The sequence below is a fragment of the Microbacterium foliorum genome (assembly GCF_006385575.1).
In the GTDB taxonomy this organism is placed as follows: domain Bacteria; phylum Actinomycetota; class Actinomycetes; order Actinomycetales; family Microbacteriaceae; genus Microbacterium; species Microbacterium foliorum_B.
This window is the reverse complement of the sequence record NZ_CP041040.1, coordinates 2,726,095-2,741,827: the sequence shown is the minus strand read 5'-3', so window position 1 is coordinate 2,741,827 and position 15,733 is coordinate 2,726,095. Positions and strand designations below refer to the sequence as shown.

At 68.2% G+C, this 15,733-nt stretch carries 13 protein-coding genes and 1 tRNA gene; 11 read left to right on the top strand and 3 right to left on the bottom strand.

All coding sequences use genetic code 11. The features are described 5' to 3' along the window. The first annotated feature begins 41 nt into the window (after positions 1-41). From FIV50_RS13260 to poxB, 3 genes are all read left to right on the top strand, one after another. Entirely contained in the window at positions 42-1,508 is a 1,467-nt protein-coding gene (locus FIV50_RS13260) for an NAD-dependent succinate-semialdehyde dehydrogenase (protein ID WP_140037838.1), read from the top strand. A gap of 68 nt (positions 1,509-1,576) precedes the next feature. Further along, positions 1,577-2,941, top strand: coding sequence for an NAD-dependent succinate-semialdehyde dehydrogenase (locus FIV50_RS13255; protein ID WP_140037837.1), 1,365 nt, complete (start codon positions 1,577-1,579; stop codon positions 2,939-2,941). Positions 2,942-3,049: 108 nt separating this feature from the next. Further along, positions 3,050-4,774, top strand: a complete 1,725-nt coding sequence (poxB, locus tag FIV50_RS13250) for a ubiquinone-dependent pyruvate dehydrogenase (RefSeq protein WP_140037836.1) — start codon at positions 3,050-3,052, stop codon at positions 4,772-4,774. Between the two features lie 133 nt (positions 4,775-4,907). Here poxB and FIV50_RS13245 read toward each other — a convergent pair whose 3' ends face one another. Further along, on the bottom strand, positions 4,908-7,706 hold the full coding sequence (locus FIV50_RS13245) for a tetratricopeptide repeat protein (protein ID WP_140037835.1): 2,799 nt from the start codon (positions 7,704-7,706) through the stop codon (positions 4,908-4,910). Between the two features lie 38 nt (positions 7,707-7,744). Beyond that, complete coding sequence (locus FIV50_RS13240; protein WP_140037834.1) at positions 7,745-9,568, bottom strand: HSP90 family protein; 1,824 nt, start codon at positions 9,566-9,568, stop codon at positions 7,745-7,747. Positions 9,569-9,760: 192 nt separating this feature from the next. Between FIV50_RS13240 and FIV50_RS13235 the strand changes: the two genes are divergently transcribed. The 8 genes from FIV50_RS13235 (at position 9,761) to FIV50_RS13200 (ending at position 15,002) form a co-directional block, all read left to right on the top strand. Then, positions 9,761-9,833, top strand: a tRNA-Trp gene (locus FIV50_RS13235). A gap of 39 nt (positions 9,834-9,872) precedes the next feature. Next, a complete protein-coding gene (secE, locus tag FIV50_RS13230) occupies positions 9,873-10,145 on the top strand; it encodes a preprotein translocase subunit SecE (RefSeq protein ID WP_042539545.1) in 273 nt (90 codons plus the stop codon). Positions 10,146-10,186: 41 nt separating this feature from the next. Further along, complete coding sequence (nusG, locus tag FIV50_RS13225) at positions 10,187-11,227, top strand: transcription termination/antitermination protein NusG (RefSeq protein ID WP_140037833.1); 1,041 nt, start codon at positions 10,187-10,189, stop codon at positions 11,225-11,227. A gap of 193 nt (positions 11,228-11,420) precedes the next feature. Next, entirely contained in the window at positions 11,421-11,852 is a 432-nt protein-coding gene (gene rplK / locus FIV50_RS13220) for a 50S ribosomal protein L11 (RefSeq protein WP_053097443.1), read from the top strand. An 11-nt stretch (positions 11,853-11,863) separates the two neighbouring features. Continuing rightward, the gene (gene rplA / locus FIV50_RS13215; RefSeq protein WP_140037832.1) at positions 11,864-12,553 is read left to right on the top strand and encodes a 50S ribosomal protein L1; all 690 of its coding nucleotides are present in this window, start codon (positions 11,864-11,866) and stop codon (positions 12,551-12,553) included. A gap of 159 nt (positions 12,554-12,712) precedes the next feature. Continuing rightward, the gene (locus FIV50_RS13210; protein WP_140037831.1) at positions 12,713-13,525 is read left to right on the top strand and encodes a transporter substrate-binding domain-containing protein; all 813 of its coding nucleotides are present in this window, start codon (positions 12,713-12,715) and stop codon (positions 13,523-13,525) included. Positions 13,526-13,528: 3 nt separating this feature from the next. Next, a complete protein-coding gene (locus FIV50_RS13205; RefSeq protein ID WP_140037830.1) occupies positions 13,529-14,194 on the top strand; it encodes an amino acid ABC transporter permease in 666 nt (221 codons plus the stop codon). Next, positions 14,181-15,002, top strand: coding sequence for an amino acid ABC transporter ATP-binding protein (locus FIV50_RS13200; protein WP_140037829.1), 822 nt, complete (start codon positions 14,181-14,183; stop codon positions 15,000-15,002). Before FIV50_RS13205 ends, FIV50_RS13200 begins: the two co-directional genes overlap by 14 nt. 52 nt (positions 15,003-15,054) lie before the next feature. Here the strand turns inward: FIV50_RS13200 and lysE are convergent, their stop codons facing one another. After that, positions 15,055-15,711, bottom strand: coding sequence for an L-lysine exporter (gene lysE, locus FIV50_RS13195; RefSeq protein ID WP_140037828.1), 657 nt, complete (start codon positions 15,709-15,711; stop codon positions 15,055-15,057). Positions 15,712-15,733: the final 22 nt, after the last annotated feature.

Sequence of the window (15,733 nt, the reverse complement as noted above, 5' to 3'; positions counted from 1 at the left end):
CCGCCGCATCCGCATTCCTCCCTCCCCACAGAAAGAGATTCATGAGCACTCAGACTGAGCAGGCGCTGCTCGACAGCATCCCCACCGGCCTCTTCATCGGGGGAGAGTGGATCGACGGCGAGACCGGCGGCACGTTCGACGTGCAGGACCCGGCGACCGGTGCGGTCATCCGCACGATCGCCGACGCGACGCCGGGTGACGGCATCCGGGCACTGGATGCTGCCGTCGCCGCGCAGGACTCGTGGGCGGCAACTGCGCCGCGCACCCGGAGCGAGATCCTCCGCCGCGCCTTCGACCTCGTGCAGGAGCACAAGGAGGACCTCGCGCTGCTGATGACCCTCGAGATGGGCAAGCCGCTCGCCGAGGCCCGCGGCGAGGTCGCCTACGGCGGCGAGTTCCTGCGCTGGTTCAGCGAGGAGGCGGTGCGCATCAGCGGTCGCTACGGCATCAACCCCGAGGGCACCGGCCACATGGTCGTCTCGCAGCGGCCCGTCGGCCCGTCGTTCTTCGTGACGCCGTGGAACTTCCCGTTCGCAATGGCGACGCGCAAGATCGCTCCCGCTCTGGCGGCCGGCTGCACCGTCGTGATCAAGCCCCCGGCACTCACGCCCCTGACGACGATGTTCTTCACCTCGCTGCTCGAGAAGGCCGGCCTCCCTGCCGGTGTCGTCAACGTCGTGCAGACCTCGAAGTCGTCGGCGCTGTCGGCCCCGATCATCGCCGACCCGCGTCTGCGCAAGCTGTCGTTCACCGGCTCGACCGAGGTCGGACGCAAGCTCATCGCCCAGGCCGCCGAGGGCGTGCTGCGGGTGTCGATGGAGCTCGGCGGCAACGCCCCGTTCGTCGTGTTCGACGACGCCGACCTCGACAAGGCGGTCGACGGCGCACTGGCGGCGAAGTTCCGCAACATCGGCCAGGCGTGCACCGCGGCCAACCGCTTCATCGTGCACAAGGACGTCGCTGACGAGTTCGCCCGCAAGGTCACCGAGCGCGTGAAGGCGATGAAGATCGGCCGCGGCACGGAAGACGGAGTCGCGATCGGACCGCTCATCGATGAGGGCGCTGTCGCGAAGGCCGGAGAGCTCGTCGATGACGCCGTCGAACGCGGCGCCACGCTGCTCGCAGGCGGCAAGGCGCTCGAGGGCACCGGCACGTTCTACGAGCCCACCGTCCTCACCGACGTCGTCGCCGGCTCGGCGATCCTCCGCGAGGAGATCTTCGGACCGGTGCTCGCGATCGCGACCTTCGAGACCGAGGACGACGCGGTGCGTCTCGCGAACGACACCGAGTACGGGCTCGTGTCGTACGTGTTCACCGAGAACCTGCAGCGCGGTCAGCGCATGATCGACAAGCTCGAGACCGGCATGATGGGTCTCAACGTGGGCGTCGTGTCGAACGCGGCGGCACCGTTCGGTGGCGTCAAGCAGTCCGGTGTCGGCCGCGAGGGCGGTCTCGAGGGCATCCACGAGTACCTGTCCACCAAGTACACGCTGATCCCGATCTCCTGACCACCACCTCCGGTCTGGGTCCCTGAGCCTGTCGAAGGGCCCAGACCGACAACATGAGAGGACTCGACATGACCGATTACGCCGTCATCAACCCCGCCACCGGAGAGACGCTGGCGTCCTTCGACACGTTCACGGATGCACAGATCGAGGAGGCCGTGGCGGCCGCCGACGCCGCGCACCGCGACTGGTCGCGTTCCTCGACCGTCGCCGAGCGCGCAGCGCTCCTCCGCCGTGCGGCCGAGCTGCACCGCGAACGCCGCGAGGAGCTCGCCGACGTGTTCGTGCGCGAGATGGGCAAGCCCCGCGAGGCAGCCCTCGGAGAGGTCGACTTCGCGGCCGACATCGCCGAGTACTACGCCGACCAGGCCGAGGCGATCATGGCCGACCAGCCGATCGCCATCCTCGGAGAGGGGTCGGCGATCGTGCGCCGTTCGTCGCTCGGACCGCTCGTCGGCATCATGCCGTGGAACTTCCCGGCCTACCAGATCGTGCGCTTCGCGGCTCCGAACCTGATCGTCGGCAACACCATCCTGCTCAAGCCCGCGCCGCAGTGCCCCGAGTCGTCGACCGCGATCGAGGCGATCTACCACGACGCCGGATTCCCGAAGGGCGCCTACCAGAACGTCCTCGCGACGAACGACCAGATCGCCGACATGATCGCCGACCCGCGCGTGCAGGGCGTCTCGCTCACGGGCTCGGAGCGCGCAGGCGCTGCGGTCGCCGAGATCGCCGGACGCAACCTCAAGAAGGTCGCGCTCGAGCTGGGCGGATCCGACCCGTTCATCGTGCTCTCGACCGACGACCTCGACGCCACGGTGCAGGCCGGCGTCGACGCGCGTCTCGACAACAACGGCCAGGCGTGCAACGGTGCGAAGCGCTTCATCATCGTCGACGGTCTGTACGACGAGTTCGTCGAGAAGTTCACCGCGGCGATGGCCTCGGTGACGGCGACCGACCCGATGCTCGACGACACCGTGCTCGGCCCTGTCTCGTCTGAGACGGCGGCCGAGAACCTGCAGAAGCAGATCGACCAGGCCGTCGAGCAGGGCGCGACGCTGCTGACCGGCGGCACGCGCGACGGAGCGTTCTTCGCGCCGACCGTGCTCGCCGACGTCACCCCCGAGATGAACGTCTACCGCGAGGAGCTCTTCGGCCCTGCTGCGGTCGTCTACCGGGTCGCCGACGAGGACGCTGCCGTCGCTCTCGCGAACGACACGACCTTCGGTCTCGGCTCGTACGTCTTCACCACCGACGCCGAGCAGGCCGAGCGGGTCGCCGACAACATCGAGGCGGGCATGGTCTACGTCAACCTCGTGCTGGCCGACAGCCCCGAGCTGCCGTTCGGCGGCATCAAGCGCAGCGGCACCTCGCGTGAGCTGGGGCATCTCGCCGCCGACGAGTTCGTCAACAAGAAGCTCATCCGCATCGGCTGAGCGTCTGTGCGAGGGAGGGGCGGATGCTGCGGCATCCGCCCCTCTGTCGTCTCCAGGGCAAGTCTCCGGACCGACCCCCGGACCGGCCGCCGGGCGTAGGTTGGAAGCATGGCAACCGTCGCAGCGAACATCGTCAAGACCCTCCGCGCCAACGGGATCGACCGTGTCTACGGCCTTCCGGGGGACTCCCTCAACGGGTTCACCGACGCCCTCCGAAAGGACGGCGGCATCCGATGGGTGCACGTGCGGCATGAGGAGTCGGCGGCCTTCGCGGCGGCGGCGGATGCTGCGCTCACGGGAGACCTCGCGGTCGTCGCCGGCTCGTGCGGGCCGGGCAACCTGCACCTGATCAACGGCCTCTACGACGCCAACCGCTCACGAGTCCCGGTGCTCGCGATCGCGGCGCACATCCCCACGACCGAGATCGGCACGGGGTACTTCCAAGAGACCCACCCGCAGGAGCTCTTCCGCGAGTGCAGCGTCTACGTCGAGTACGTCGCAGACCCGAAGCAGATGCCTCGCCTTCTCGAGATCGCGATGCGCGCCGCGATCGAGCAGCGCGGGGTCGCGGTGCTCGTGATCCCCGGCGACGTCGCCCTGGCGGAGATCGCCGACGACCGAGCCGTGGTGATCGAGCGGTCCCACCCGGTGATCGTGCCGAGCGGCGACGAGCTCGCCCGGGCGGCGACTCTGCTGAATGCCTCGAAGAAGACCACGATCCTCGCCGGAGCGGGTGTCGAGGGTGCCCACGACGAGGTCATCGCCCTGGCTGATCGCCTCGGCGCCCCGATCGTGCACGCGCTCCGAGGCAAGGAGTTCATCGAGTACGACAACCCGTTCGACGTCGGCATGACGGGTCTGCTCGGCTTCGCCTCCGGCTATCGGGCGATGGAGGCGGCCGACACGCTGCTGGTGCTGGGCAGCGACTTCCCCTACGAGCAGTTCTACCCGGAGCACGCGAAGACCATCCAGGTCGACATCCGCGGATCCCAGCTCGGCAAGCGGCATCCGCTCGATCTCGGTCTGGTCGGCGATGTCCGTGCGACCGCCGAGGCGCTGCTGCCGCGCCTCGCCGAGAAGAGCGATCGTGATCACCTCGACGATTCCACCGCGCACTACCGCAAGACCAGGGCGAAGCTCGACGACCTCGCGACGCCCACGAAGGCCGGTCGGCCGATCCACCCGCAGTACCTCGCCCGGCTGCTCGACGAGCAGGCGGCGGATGACGCGGTGTTCACCGCGGATGTGGGTTCGCCGACCGTGTGGGCCGCCCGCTACCTGTCGATGACGGAGAACAGGCGGCTGATCGGCTCTTTCACGCACGGCTCGATGGCCAACGCCCTGCTGCACGGCATCGGCGCGCAGGTCTCGCATCCTGACCGGCAGGTGATCGCCCTCGCCGGTGACGGCGGGCTCGCGATGATGCTGGGCGAGCTGCTCACCCTCACGCAGAACAAGCTTCCGGTGAAGACGATCGTCGTGAACAACTCGTCTCTGAACTTCGTCGAACTCGAGATGAAGGCCGCCGGCTTCGTGAACTACGGCACCGCGCTCGACAACCCGAGCTTCGCGGCGATCGCCGAGGCCATGGGCATCTTCGCCCGCCGCGTCGAGAACAGCGAGGATCTGCCGGATGCCGTCCGCGAGGTGCTCGCACATGACGGCCCCGCGCTGCTCGATGTCGTCACCGAACGGCAGGAGCTGTCGATGCCGCCGGCGATCGAGGCAGCGCAGGTCAAGGGCTTCGCGCTGTATGCGATCCGCACGGTCATGTCGGGCAAGGGTGACGAACTGCTCGACCTCGCACGCGCGAACTGGCGTCAGTTCCTCTGAGTCTCAGCATCCGCTTGTCGCGCGCGGCGTCCCTGTGCGCTTCGCGAGTCCGTGTGCGCCTCGTAAGTCCGAATCCGCGAGATCTGGACTTGCGAGGCGTACACGGACTCAGGAAGCGCTCGCGGCGCAGAGCCTAGCTCTCGATGAGCGCACGTACCTCGGCCGCCTCGACCTGGCGACCGAGCGATTCGAGCACGTTGCCGAGCTCGAGCGCTGACACCTGCCGGAGCGGCGCGTGGTCCACCGCGTGCTCGAGAGCGCTGCGGTAGATCGGCACGGCGTCAGCCGCGCGGTCGTCGCCGGCGAGCAGGCGGGCGGCGAACAGCTCTGAGCCTCCGGCCGAACCTGCATCCCCGATCCCGGCGAATCCGTCGGCTGCCGTCAGTGCCGCGGCCACGGCCTCATCGATGCGGCCGAACTGAGCGAGCGCCCGACCTCGCGAGTCGGTCACGTCGGCCAGCAGCCATCCCGCCTCGTGCTCCTGAGCCAGTGCTGCGACCTCGTCGAACAGCGCGAAGGCGCGGTCGTCCTGCTTCGCGCTGTAGGCCTGGCCCAGGTTGTGCAGCACGTCGGCGAGGGCGCCGATCGCCTCGGGGGCCCTCCGCACGATCTCGGATGCGGTTTCGAGCGACTCGATCGCCTCGTCGTGCTCGTCGAATCGGGCGAGGATCTTCGCACGCTCGGTCAGCGCCATGGCCTGATCGGCGTGCTCTTCCGCCTCGCCGAAGAGATCGGCCGCATAGCCGAAAGCGCCGACCGCCTGACCGAACTCGCCGGCCGAGCCGAGGGCGCGGGCGAGCAGCGATGCCGTCATCGCGCGAGAGGCGGCAGGTACCTCGGACTGCTCCTCGCGCTCGAGAACCTGACCGAAGAGTTCGGCGGCCACCTCGGCATCACCCGCGGCGAGCATCGCCCGAGCGAGGCGGAAGTCAGCCCCGGCCTGATCGCCGCCCTCCTGGGCGACGAGACGCGAGGTGACGCGGTAGCGGGCGACGGCCTTCTCGGGGTCGCCGGCGTCCTCCCAGAGCGCCCCGGCGAGCAGGTGCGCGGTGGCCAGGGCCGTCGTGGCGCCGAGCCCGGCCAGGAGACGCGACGCCTCATCGGCGTCCGCGGCGCCCTCCTCGTAGTCCTCGCTGCCACCGCGCACCCTGGCACGCGTCTGCAGCGCCTGGGCGCGGTGGCCGACGCTGAGGTCGTCCTGGGCCAGGAAGCGATCGAGCAGAGCGGATGCCGCCTCGATGTCGCCCTTCTGCAGCACCGCCGCGATGGCGACGAGCGTCGTCGTGTTCGAGAGACGCACATCGTCGGCGTCGGCGAACGCTCGGGCAGCGATCTCGGCCATGTCGAGTGCCGCATCGGCTTCGTCGGCCTGCATGTGCAGAGATGCCCGGCTGATCGCCACATCTCCGCGGGACCACGCCGGGAGGGAGTGCGCATTCGCGAGCTCGTCCTCGAGTGCCGCCGCGGCATCGGCGGTGTTCAGCCCGAAGGTCGCGAGGCCGAGGCGCTGCTCGAGTTCGGCCTGTGCGTCGAGGCCGGCGGCGCGCAGGGCATCGATCCGCGCGGGCAGCAGGTCGGCGGCCTCGTCGGCACGGTCGAGGGCGATGAGGATGCCGAGGCGCATCGACATGAGCTGAGCGAGCTTAGAGGGATCCTCGACTCCGAGAGCGTGCGGCAGAGCCTGCAGCGTCTCGTGCTCCGCTCCGAACTGGGCGAGATCCATGACACGGTCGAACCAGGCGTCCGGATCGCCGGGAGTGGTCGAGTCCGGGGCGGCGGCGAACGCATCCGACCTGATCGGCACGTCGTAGTGCTCGTCCGCGAGAGCGCGCAGGCGGGCGAGGCTGCGTGCGTGGCCCTCGGTGCCGTCGCGGCGATCGAACTCCGAGCCGATGCGCTCGGCAGCAGCCCACGCGGCGGCGGCGAGCTCGGCTGCGCCCCACGTTCCGTCGTGCTCGCCGAAGAACGCGGTGAGTGCGGGAGAGTCGGCGCCGCGCACCGGGGCGTCGCCGTGGCCAGCCGCGGTGACGCGGTCGAGCGCGAACGCGAATGCGGCCAGCGCGGCGAAGTGCGCGTCGACGTTGAGCCCGTCGTGCGCGAGCCAGGCGATGTGCCGCTCGACCTGCGCGAGCGCCCTCGCCTCATTGCCTGTGAGGGCGGCGAACACGATGTTGTTGGCCACGATCCGCAGGTTGTCGGGGTTGTCCTTGGCGAGACGGTAGCTGCGCAGATGCGCGCTCTTCGCCTCGTCGAGGCGCCCGGCGCGCAGGTAGGGCACGAGCACGCGCGACAGGGCGTGCTCCGGCTCTTCGCCGCACGAGAATCCGCCCTCGAGCATCTCCTCGACGAGCCGGATGGCCTCGGCGTCTCGATCGGTCTCCGCGAAGAACCCGGCGAACTGGCTGCGCCCGCACGCGTCGCAGTGGCTGTGGTCGTCGCGGGGTGTGGCCTCCAGCTGCACCCGCAGCGCCTCGGCGTCGTCGATGCGCCCCGCATCCCACGCGTCCTCGAATCGTGCCGTGAGCACTCCGCTCATGCCGAGCCCGGCCGCGCGGTAGTGCGTCTCCATGTCATCGAGCACCGCCGCGATCTGCTCGACCGAGAAGGCGGGAGACGAACGCAGAGACGATGCCATCCACTTGAACTGCCACATCAGATCGGCGCCGCCGTACTCGAGGTCGGCGGGGAACCGCTGCGGGTCGGCGTCGTGCCGGGCGAGGCACCACGCGAAGGAGTTGAGCATGACGTCGGTCGCGCCGTTCATGTTCGCGGACGCGGTCTGCCGCATCCGCGCCTCGTACTCGAGCCGCTCATCGCCGAGCTCGACGGCGAGTGCGACGGCATCCGCCACCAGCGCCTGCTCCGCCGGGCCCCACGGGGTGCGATCGATCTCCTCGATGAGCTGCGTGAAGCGCTTCTGCGGACGTGTCATGGGGATCCTTCGAACGGAGCGAGTGTCGGAGCGCGTGGTCAGACGGCATCGTCGAAGGGGATCGAGTCCTCTTCGATGCCGGCCGAGAGCGAGACGAGATCCGAGAGCGCGGTGCTCATGAGCGCACGATCGGAGTCGGAGAGCGGGTGGTGACCGGCCAGCAGCGCCTGGATGTAGAGCAGCTGCACGGTGCGCGCGAACACCGCGTCGTCCTGCACACGCACCAGCGCCCGCACGACACGGTTCGACCAGTTCAGGCACAGGCGTGCGCTCAGATCGTCGTCGCGACGGGCCGATACGGTCGAGTCGATGCGGTCGAGCACGCCGCCCCACAGCGATCCGGTGATGCCCTTCGTGCGACCGCGGTCGATCCGGCGCAGCACCTCGGGGTCGGCGACATAGAGCGCTGCGAGCTCCGGCTGGTCGATCGATCGCACCGTGACGGAGCATCCGGATGCCGTCAGCACGCCGCCCGCTCTCTCCTCCAGCGCCATCGCGGCATCCCGGTCGTCGAGGGGCGGAGGATCGAGACGGTCGAGTTCACCGGCGACGTCGACGAGCTCGATCGTGACGTGCGGGTAGAGCCCTGGCAGCAGGCGTACGAGGTCCGCGTCGTACAGGTACCCGCCGTTGACCAGCACCTCGGAGCCGGGGGAGATGCCGGCGACCTGGCGGAACTCGTCGACCGACTGCGCGAAGCGCACGTGCGGATACCGCTCGACGAGATCGCCGATGCGCATCGTGCCGTGCGTCGTCTCGAGGGTCAGCCACCGCGTGATGAACTGTGCGAGCTCGTCGTCGTGGCGCACGAGCGACTTCAGGCCGACCTCGTGGACAGCCACGAACTGTGCCAGCCTGTGCGGCTCGCGCAGCCCCAGCTCGAGCACCCAGCGACGGATGCCGGCGCCCAGCTGCTCGCGCACGCGCTCGAGCGCCGCGTCGTCGACGAGCGACTCGCGGCTCGCCGTCGGGGCGAGTCCCGTCGAATCGACGACCGCCCGCACGAAGAACGCCCATTCGGGCAGCACGTCGTCGACCCGCTCGCCCAGGAGCATCCTGCCGAGGTACATGCGGGTGGCCTGACGAGCACCGGGTGGGGGAGCGTAGGGGAGCACGTAGGCCAGCCCTCGGGTGCCCGTGGCGGGTTCATGGAGCTCGATCGCGTCGAGCGGTGTGGCGCCCAGCAGGTCGCGCCCGTACTGCACGGCGCCGTCGATGTCGTCGACGGCGTCGAGGAAGGGCGCGCGCCTCGTGATGTCGATGTCGCCGCTCGCGGACTCGAGCGTCACCCGCACGGGCAGGAACTCGGCGAAGGTGGCGGCCAGCTCGCGAACGGCTGCAGGCCGCAGCAGCTCGTCGGCGTCGAATCGGGGCTTCAGGTGCACGCTCGTGCCGATGGGCAGGTCGTCGTCGATCTCGACGACGCGGAAGGTGCCGTCGGCGCTGCCGGTCCACTCGACGGCCGAACCGCCCCGTGCGCTGCGCGAGCGGATCACGATCGAATCGGCGACCATGAAGCAGCTGAGCAGGCCGATGCCGAACTGACCCAGGTAGTCGCTGCGAGGAAGATCGAAGATGTCGCGCTTCGAGCTGCGTCCGACCGTGGCGAGCAGATCGCCCACCTCCGCGGCGTTCAGACCCACCCCGTCGTCGCGCAGCACGAACTCGCCGGAGGCGTCCGTCAGTGCGGTGATGCGGATGCTCCCACCCTCGCCGTCGACCTCTCGCCGTGCCGTGATGGCGTCGCGTGCGTTCTGCAGCAGCTCACGCAGATACACTCGCGGACTCGAGTAGATGTGGCGGCTCAGGAGGTCGACGACACCGCGCAGGTCCACTTGGAACTGCTGCACGTCAGCGCTCACTGCGCCTCCTCCCGTTTCGTCCGCTCGCCGAGCCTAACAACAACGACGAGAGCGGGTCCGGTTCGGCGCCGACCGACGGATGCCGTATGCTTGTCGAGCAGTTGTTGTCTGCATTCTTTCGCCGTGCCCCGGTCCTTCCGGTCCGGCAGCGGTGGCAGGATGAAGATGACACCCCGAGACCTCCCGGTCTCTAGGGCGGTAGCTCAATTGGCAGAGCAGCGGTCTCCAAAACCGCAGGTTGCAGGTTCGATTCCTGTCCGCCCTGCGCGTCAGCACACGCTGACACACGAAAGGTACATTCAGGATGGATCAGGACGAACCGCGCGGCGAGGTCGTCGCGGCCGGCGCCACCCGCGAGAAGAAGCGTGGCATCGCGGGCTTCTTCGCAGGCATCGCCCTGTTCTTCCGTCAGGTCATCGCAGAGCTGCGCAAGGTCGTCACGCCGACCCGCAAAGAGCTGGTCAAGTTCACCGCAGTGGTGCTCGTCTTCGTTCTCATCGTCATGGGCATCGTCTACGGACTGGACACCCTGTTCGCCTGGGTGACGCACATCGTCTTCGGGGTCCCGGGCGCCTGACGCCCTCGCGGCCCTGGCCGCAGTGATTGGAAAGAAACAACGTGTCTGAACGATATTCCGACGACGCCGACTGGGCGACGGCTGCTGAGCAGTCCAGCGAAGAGGACGAGGCCCAGGAGGGCAACGTGCTCGCTGCGGAAGAGCAGTCGGTCACACCGGCCGAACATGTCGCCCTCCACATCGAGGACGTCGACGGAGACGACGACGCCGTTGCGCAGGACGACGACACCGACATCGACATCAACGACCCGGAGGCGGACGCGATCGTGAACGACGCTCTCAACCTGGACGAAGCGGCTGAGACTGAAGCTGCCGCTGAGGTCCTCAACGAATCCGTGGCGGAAGAGACCGCTGAGCTCGAAGCCGCTGAGGCCGACGAGGTCACCCCGTACGACGGACCCGACGTCAACGGCGACGAAGACGCCGTAGCCGAGTCGGACGATGACGAGGACGCCGAGGAAGACCCGTACGAGGCGTTCCGCATGGACCTTCGGATGCTTCCGGGCAAGTGGTACGTCATCCACTCGTACGCCGGGTTCGAGCGCAAGGTCAAGGCCAACATCGAGCAGCGCAAGTCGACGCTCGAGGTCGAGGACGAGATCTACCAGATCGAGGTCCCGATGGAAGACGTGGTCGAGATCAAGAACGGCCAGCGCAAGATGGTCACCCGCGTGCGCATCCCGGGCTACGTGCTCGTGCGCATGGAGCTCACGGAAGACACCTGGTCGGTCGTGCGCCACACTCCCGGCGTCACCGGCTTCGTGGGCAACGCCCACAACCCGACGCCGCTGCGCTTCGAAGAGGCCTTCAACATGCTGAAGTCGCTCGTCGAGGTCAAGGACGTCCCGACCGCCAAGAACATCGCGTCGAAGGGCGGCCTCGCCGTCGCTCGTCCGCTTCCCGCCGAGGTCGACTTCGAGGTCGGCGAGACCATCACGATCAAGGAGGGCTCGTTCGCGGGGCTTCCCGGTTCGATCAGCGAGATCAAGCCCGAGAGCGGCAAGCTCACGGTGCTCGTGTCGCTCTTCGAGCGCGAGACCCCGGTCGAGCTGTCGTTCGACCAGGTCACGAAGATGGTCTGACCGACACACGCTTATCGAGAACGGCCGTCCCATTCGGGGCGGCCGTTCTCGCGTTCGTGGCACGCTGTCGCGTCAGGTAGACTTGTGTGGTTTGCGTGCCGCTTCGGCGTGCGCGCAGACGACCGCAGCCCGGAGATGCCGGGTTCGCGGGAGAGCGGATGCACCCGCATCCGTTCGATGAAAGGAAGAGGATATGGCACCGAAGAAGAAGGTGACCGGCCTGATCAAGCTTCAGATCAACGCCGGTGCAGCCAACCCGGCGCCGCCGATCGGCCCCGCGCTCGGTCAGCATGGCGTCAACATCATGGAGTTCTGCAAGGCGTACAACGCCGCGACCGAGTCGCAGCGCGGCAACGTCATCCCCGTCGAGATCACCGTCTACGAGGACCGCAGCTTCACGTTCATCCTGAAGACCCCGCCGGCCGCGGAGCTCATCAAGAAGGCCGCCGGCGTGCCCAAGGGCTCGTCGACGCCTCACACGGTCAAGGTCGCGAAGATCACCAAGGACCAGGTCCGTCAGATCGCCGAGACCAAGCAGGCCGACCTGAACGCGAACGACATCGAGGCTGCCTCGAAGATCATCGCCGGCACCGCCCGTTCCATGGGCATCACGGTCGAGGGCTGAGGAGAATAATCATGGCTACCAAGTCCAAGGCTTACAAGGCTGCCGCCGAGAAGATCGAGGCAGACCGTTTCTACACTCCCAGCGAGGCAGTCGCGCTCGCCAAGGAGACCGGCTCGACGAAGTTCGACTCGACCGTCGAGGTCGCGCTGAAGCTCGCAGTCGACCCCCGCAAGGCAGACCAGATGGTGCGCGGCACCGTCATCCTGCCCCACGGCACCGGTAAGACCGCCCGCGTCATCGTCTTCGCCACCGGCCCCGCGGCCGAGGCAGCGATCGCCGCAGGTGCGGATGAGGTCGGCGGCGCCGAGCTCATCGAGAAGGTCGCCGCAGGCTGGACCGCGTTCGACGCGGCCGTCTCGACCCCGGAGCTCATGGGCCAGGTCGGTCGTCTCGGAAAGGTCCTGGGTCCGCGTGGACTCATGCCGAACCCGAAGACCGGCACCGTGACCCCCAACACGGCCAAGGCCGTCGAGGAGATCAAGGGCGGAAAGATCGAGTTCCGCGTCGACAAGCACGCCAACGTGCACTTCGTCGTGGGCAAGTCGTCGTTCTCGGCTGACCAGCTCAACGACAACATCGGCGCAGCGCTCGAGGAGATCGTCCGCCTCAAGCCGTCGAGCTCGAAGGGCCGTTACATCCAGAAGGGCGCCGTGTCGACCACGTTCGGCCCCGGCATCCCGCTGGACGTCAACTCCATCTGAGTGTGATTCCGGAAAGGCCCCCGCAGAACTGCGGGGGCCTTTCTGCATCCCGAGCGACATCCGGCGTCATCGGATGTTGGGATGCAGGTCGGATGCCGCGTACTGTGAATGAGTTCCGCGCCACAGCAATAGCGCCTCACCGCACCCCAGGAGGGTCACATGTCCCGTCGCCTCATCGCCGTCACCGCACTGGTCGTCGCCGCAGCAGCACTCACCGCCTGCAGCGGAAGCACGACCCCCGCTGAGAGCAGCTCGAGCGAGGGCGGCTCGGACTTCGGTCTCGTCAACGACGGCGTGCTGACGGTCGCCACCGAAGGGACCTACCGTCCGTTCAGCTTCCACGGCGACGGTGGAACGGGTGACCTCACCGGCTTCGACGTCGAGATCATCCAGGCTGTCGCCGACAAGCTCGACCTCGAGATCGAGTTCCAGGAGACTCAGTGGGACGCGATCTTCGCGGGTCTCGACGCCGGACGCTTCGATCTCATCGCGAACCAGGTCAGCATCAACGAGGAGCGCCAGGAGAAATACCTGTTCAGCACTCCGTACACCGTCTCGCCCGGCGTCATCGTCGTCGCCGAGGACGACGACTCGATCTCGTCGTTCGACGATCTCGAAGGCAAGACCACCGCGCAGTCCCTCACCAGCAACTGGTACGAGCTGGCCACCGAGTCCGGCGCCACGGTCGAGGGCGTCGAGGGCTGGGCGCAGGCCGTCGAGCTGCTGCGTCAGGGCCGTGTCGACGCGACCGTCAATGACAAGCTGACCTTCCTCGACTACGAGACCACCAACAGCCCGTCCGCTCTGAAGATCGCCGCCGAGACCGATGAGGCCGGCGAGCAGGCGTTCGTGTTCACCAAGGACAAGACCGACCTCGTCGAGGCGATCGACGGCGCGCTGGAAGAGCTGCGCGCAGACGGCACCCTGGCCGAGATCAGCGACAAGTACTTCGGCGAAGACGTGACGCAGTAGCCCATGGAGAATCCCTGGCAGCTGTTCCTCGATTCGCTCGGCCCCATCGCCCTCGCGGGAGTGACGGTCACGGTGCCGCTCGCGCTGGTGTCGTTCGCCCTGGGGCTCGTGATCGCGATCGGGATCGCCCTGATGCGCATCTCGGTCAATCCGTTGCTGTCGGGCATCGCCAGGTTCTACATCTCGGTGATCCGAGGCACGCCGATGATCGTGCAGCTGTTCGTGATCTTCTACGGCCTCGGGTCGATCGGACTCAAGATCGACCCATGGCCCAGTGCCATCATCGCGCTGTCGCTCAACGTCGGCGGCTACGGGGCAGAGGTCGTGCGCGCCGCCATCCTGTCGGTACCCAAGGGGCAGTGGGAGGCGGCGTACACGGTAGGCATGAACCGCACGCGCACACTGACCCGGGTCATCCTCCCGCAGGCCGCCCGGGTCTCGGTGCCGCCCCTGTCGAACACGTTCATCTCGCTCGTGAAGGACACCTCGCTCGCCTCTCTGATCCTCGTGACCGAGCTCTTCAAGGTCGCGCAGCAGATCGCATCGGCGACTCTGGAGTTCATGGTGCTGTATCTCGCGGCCGCCCTGGTCTACTGGGTGCTGTGCCTCGTGCTGTCGTTCGGCCAGAGTGCACTCGAGAGGAGGCTCGATCGCAATGTCGCTCACTGACCCCGCGCACGCGCACACGTCCACCGCAGACGCTCTTCTCACGGCACGCGGCCTGCACAAGCGCTTCGGCGACAACGAGGTGCTCCGGGGCATCGACCTCACGCTGCACCGCGGCGAGGTCGTCGTGCTGATCGGTCCGAGCGGGTCGGGCAAGACGACCGTCCTGCGGGCGCTCAACGGCCTCGAGACGCCGGATGCCGGCACGATCGTCGTCGCGGGCGGGCCCGACATCGACTTCGCTCCCGAGGCGCCGGTGCCGAAGCGCACACGCGCGCAGAAGCGACTCGCGCTGCGCGACCGCTCGGCGATGGTGTTCCAGCATCACAACCTCTTTCCGCATCTCTCGGTGCTCGAGAACGTCATCGAGGGTCCGTGGCGGGTGCAGGGCAGGCCGAAGGCCGAGGTGATCGCCGAAGCGCGCGTCCTGCTCGCCCGGGTGGGGCTCGCCGACAAGGAGAATGCTCGTCCGCACGAGCTCTCCGGCGGTCAGCAGCAGCGGGTGGGCATCGTTCGCGCACTCGCGCTGCGCCCCGACCTCCTGCTCTTCGACGAGCCGACCAGCGCGCTCGACCCCGAACTCGTGGGGGAGGTGCTGCTGGTCATCAAGGAGCTCGCCGATGAGGGGTGGAGCATGGTGGTCGTGACGCACGAGTTGAGCTTCGCGCGCGAGGCGGCCGACCACGTGCTGTTCATGGATGCCGGCGTCGTCGTCGAAGAGGGGGCGCCCGCCGACATCTTCGGCGCTCCGCAGCACGAGCGCACGAAGAAGTTCCTCACCCGCATCCTGCGGCCTCTCGACGGCGACTGACCGGCGGGGCATCTCGACGAGGTCGGGAGGAGTCCTTCCAGCCGCCTCAGGCTCAGAGCACCGGCAGCACCAGACTGACGGCCAGCGTGATCATGACGACCGCGATGAGCGCGTCGAGGATGCGCCACGAGCGTTCGGTGCGCAGCCAGCGACCGAGGTAGCGGGCGCCGAACCCCAGCGCGGTGAACCACAGGATGCTGGCGGTGATCGCGCCGGCCGCGAACAGCCAGCGCTCGTCACCGTGGGTGGCCGCGATCGACCCGAGCATCAGCACGGTGTCGAGGTAGACATGGGGGTTCAACCAGGTCAGCGCCAGCGCCGTCGCGATCACCGGGGCGAGCGCCGTGCGAGTCGCCGTCGCAGGGCCTGCGCCGTTCGATCGCGCACTCGAGCTCTCGGCGTCCGCCGGGTCGACCCGCAGCTGCTCACCACCCCGCCACGCACGGCGGGCCGCGAGGATCCCGTACGCCAGCAGGAACAGCGCACCAGCCCAGCGGGCCACGACGACGAGCCACGGAGCCGCCGAGATGACGAATCCGAGTCCGGCGACGCCCGCAGCTATCAGCAGAGCGTCGGACACGGCGCAGATGATGACGACGGGCAGCACGTGTTCCCTGCGGATGCCCTGGCGAAGGACGAAGACGTTCTGGGCGCCGATGGCGACGATCAGTGAGAGGCCGAGGCCGAGGCCGGAGAGCACGGGGAGCATGGTCCCAAACTAGGATCAGTCA

Coding starts and splice junctions, on each gene's coding strand:
- FIV50_RS13260 (WP_140037838.1), top strand. CDS start 42: ATGAGCACTCAGACTGAGCAGGCGCTGCTCGACAGCATCCCCACCGGC.
- FIV50_RS13255 (WP_140037837.1), top strand. CDS start 1,577: ATGACCGATTACGCCGTCATCAACCCCGCCACCGGAGAGACGCTGGCG.
- poxB (WP_140037836.1), top strand. CDS start 3,050: ATGGCAACCGTCGCAGCGAACATCGTCAAGACCCTCCGCGCCAACGGG.
- FIV50_RS13245 (WP_140037835.1), bottom strand. CDS start 7,706: ATGACACGTCCGCAGAAGCGCTTCACGCAGCTCATCGAGGAGATCGAT.
- secE (WP_042539545.1), top strand. CDS start 9,873: ATGGATCAGGACGAACCGCGCGGCGAGGTCGTCGCGGCCGGCGCCACC.
- rplK (WP_053097443.1), top strand. CDS start 11,421: ATGGCACCGAAGAAGAAGGTGACCGGCCTGATCAAGCTTCAGATCAAC.
- rplA (WP_140037832.1), top strand. CDS start 11,864: ATGGCTACCAAGTCCAAGGCTTACAAGGCTGCCGCCGAGAAGATCGAG.
- FIV50_RS13210 (WP_140037831.1), top strand. CDS start 12,713: ATGTCCCGTCGCCTCATCGCCGTCACCGCACTGGTCGTCGCCGCAGCA.
- FIV50_RS13205 (WP_140037830.1), top strand. CDS start 13,529: ATGGAGAATCCCTGGCAGCTGTTCCTCGATTCGCTCGGCCCCATCGCC.
- FIV50_RS13200 (WP_140037829.1), top strand. CDS start 14,181: ATGTCGCTCACTGACCCCGCGCACGCGCACACGTCCACCGCAGACGCT.
- lysE (WP_140037828.1), bottom strand. CDS start 15,711: ATGCTCCCCGTGCTCTCCGGCCTCGGCCTCGGCCTCTCACTGATCGTC.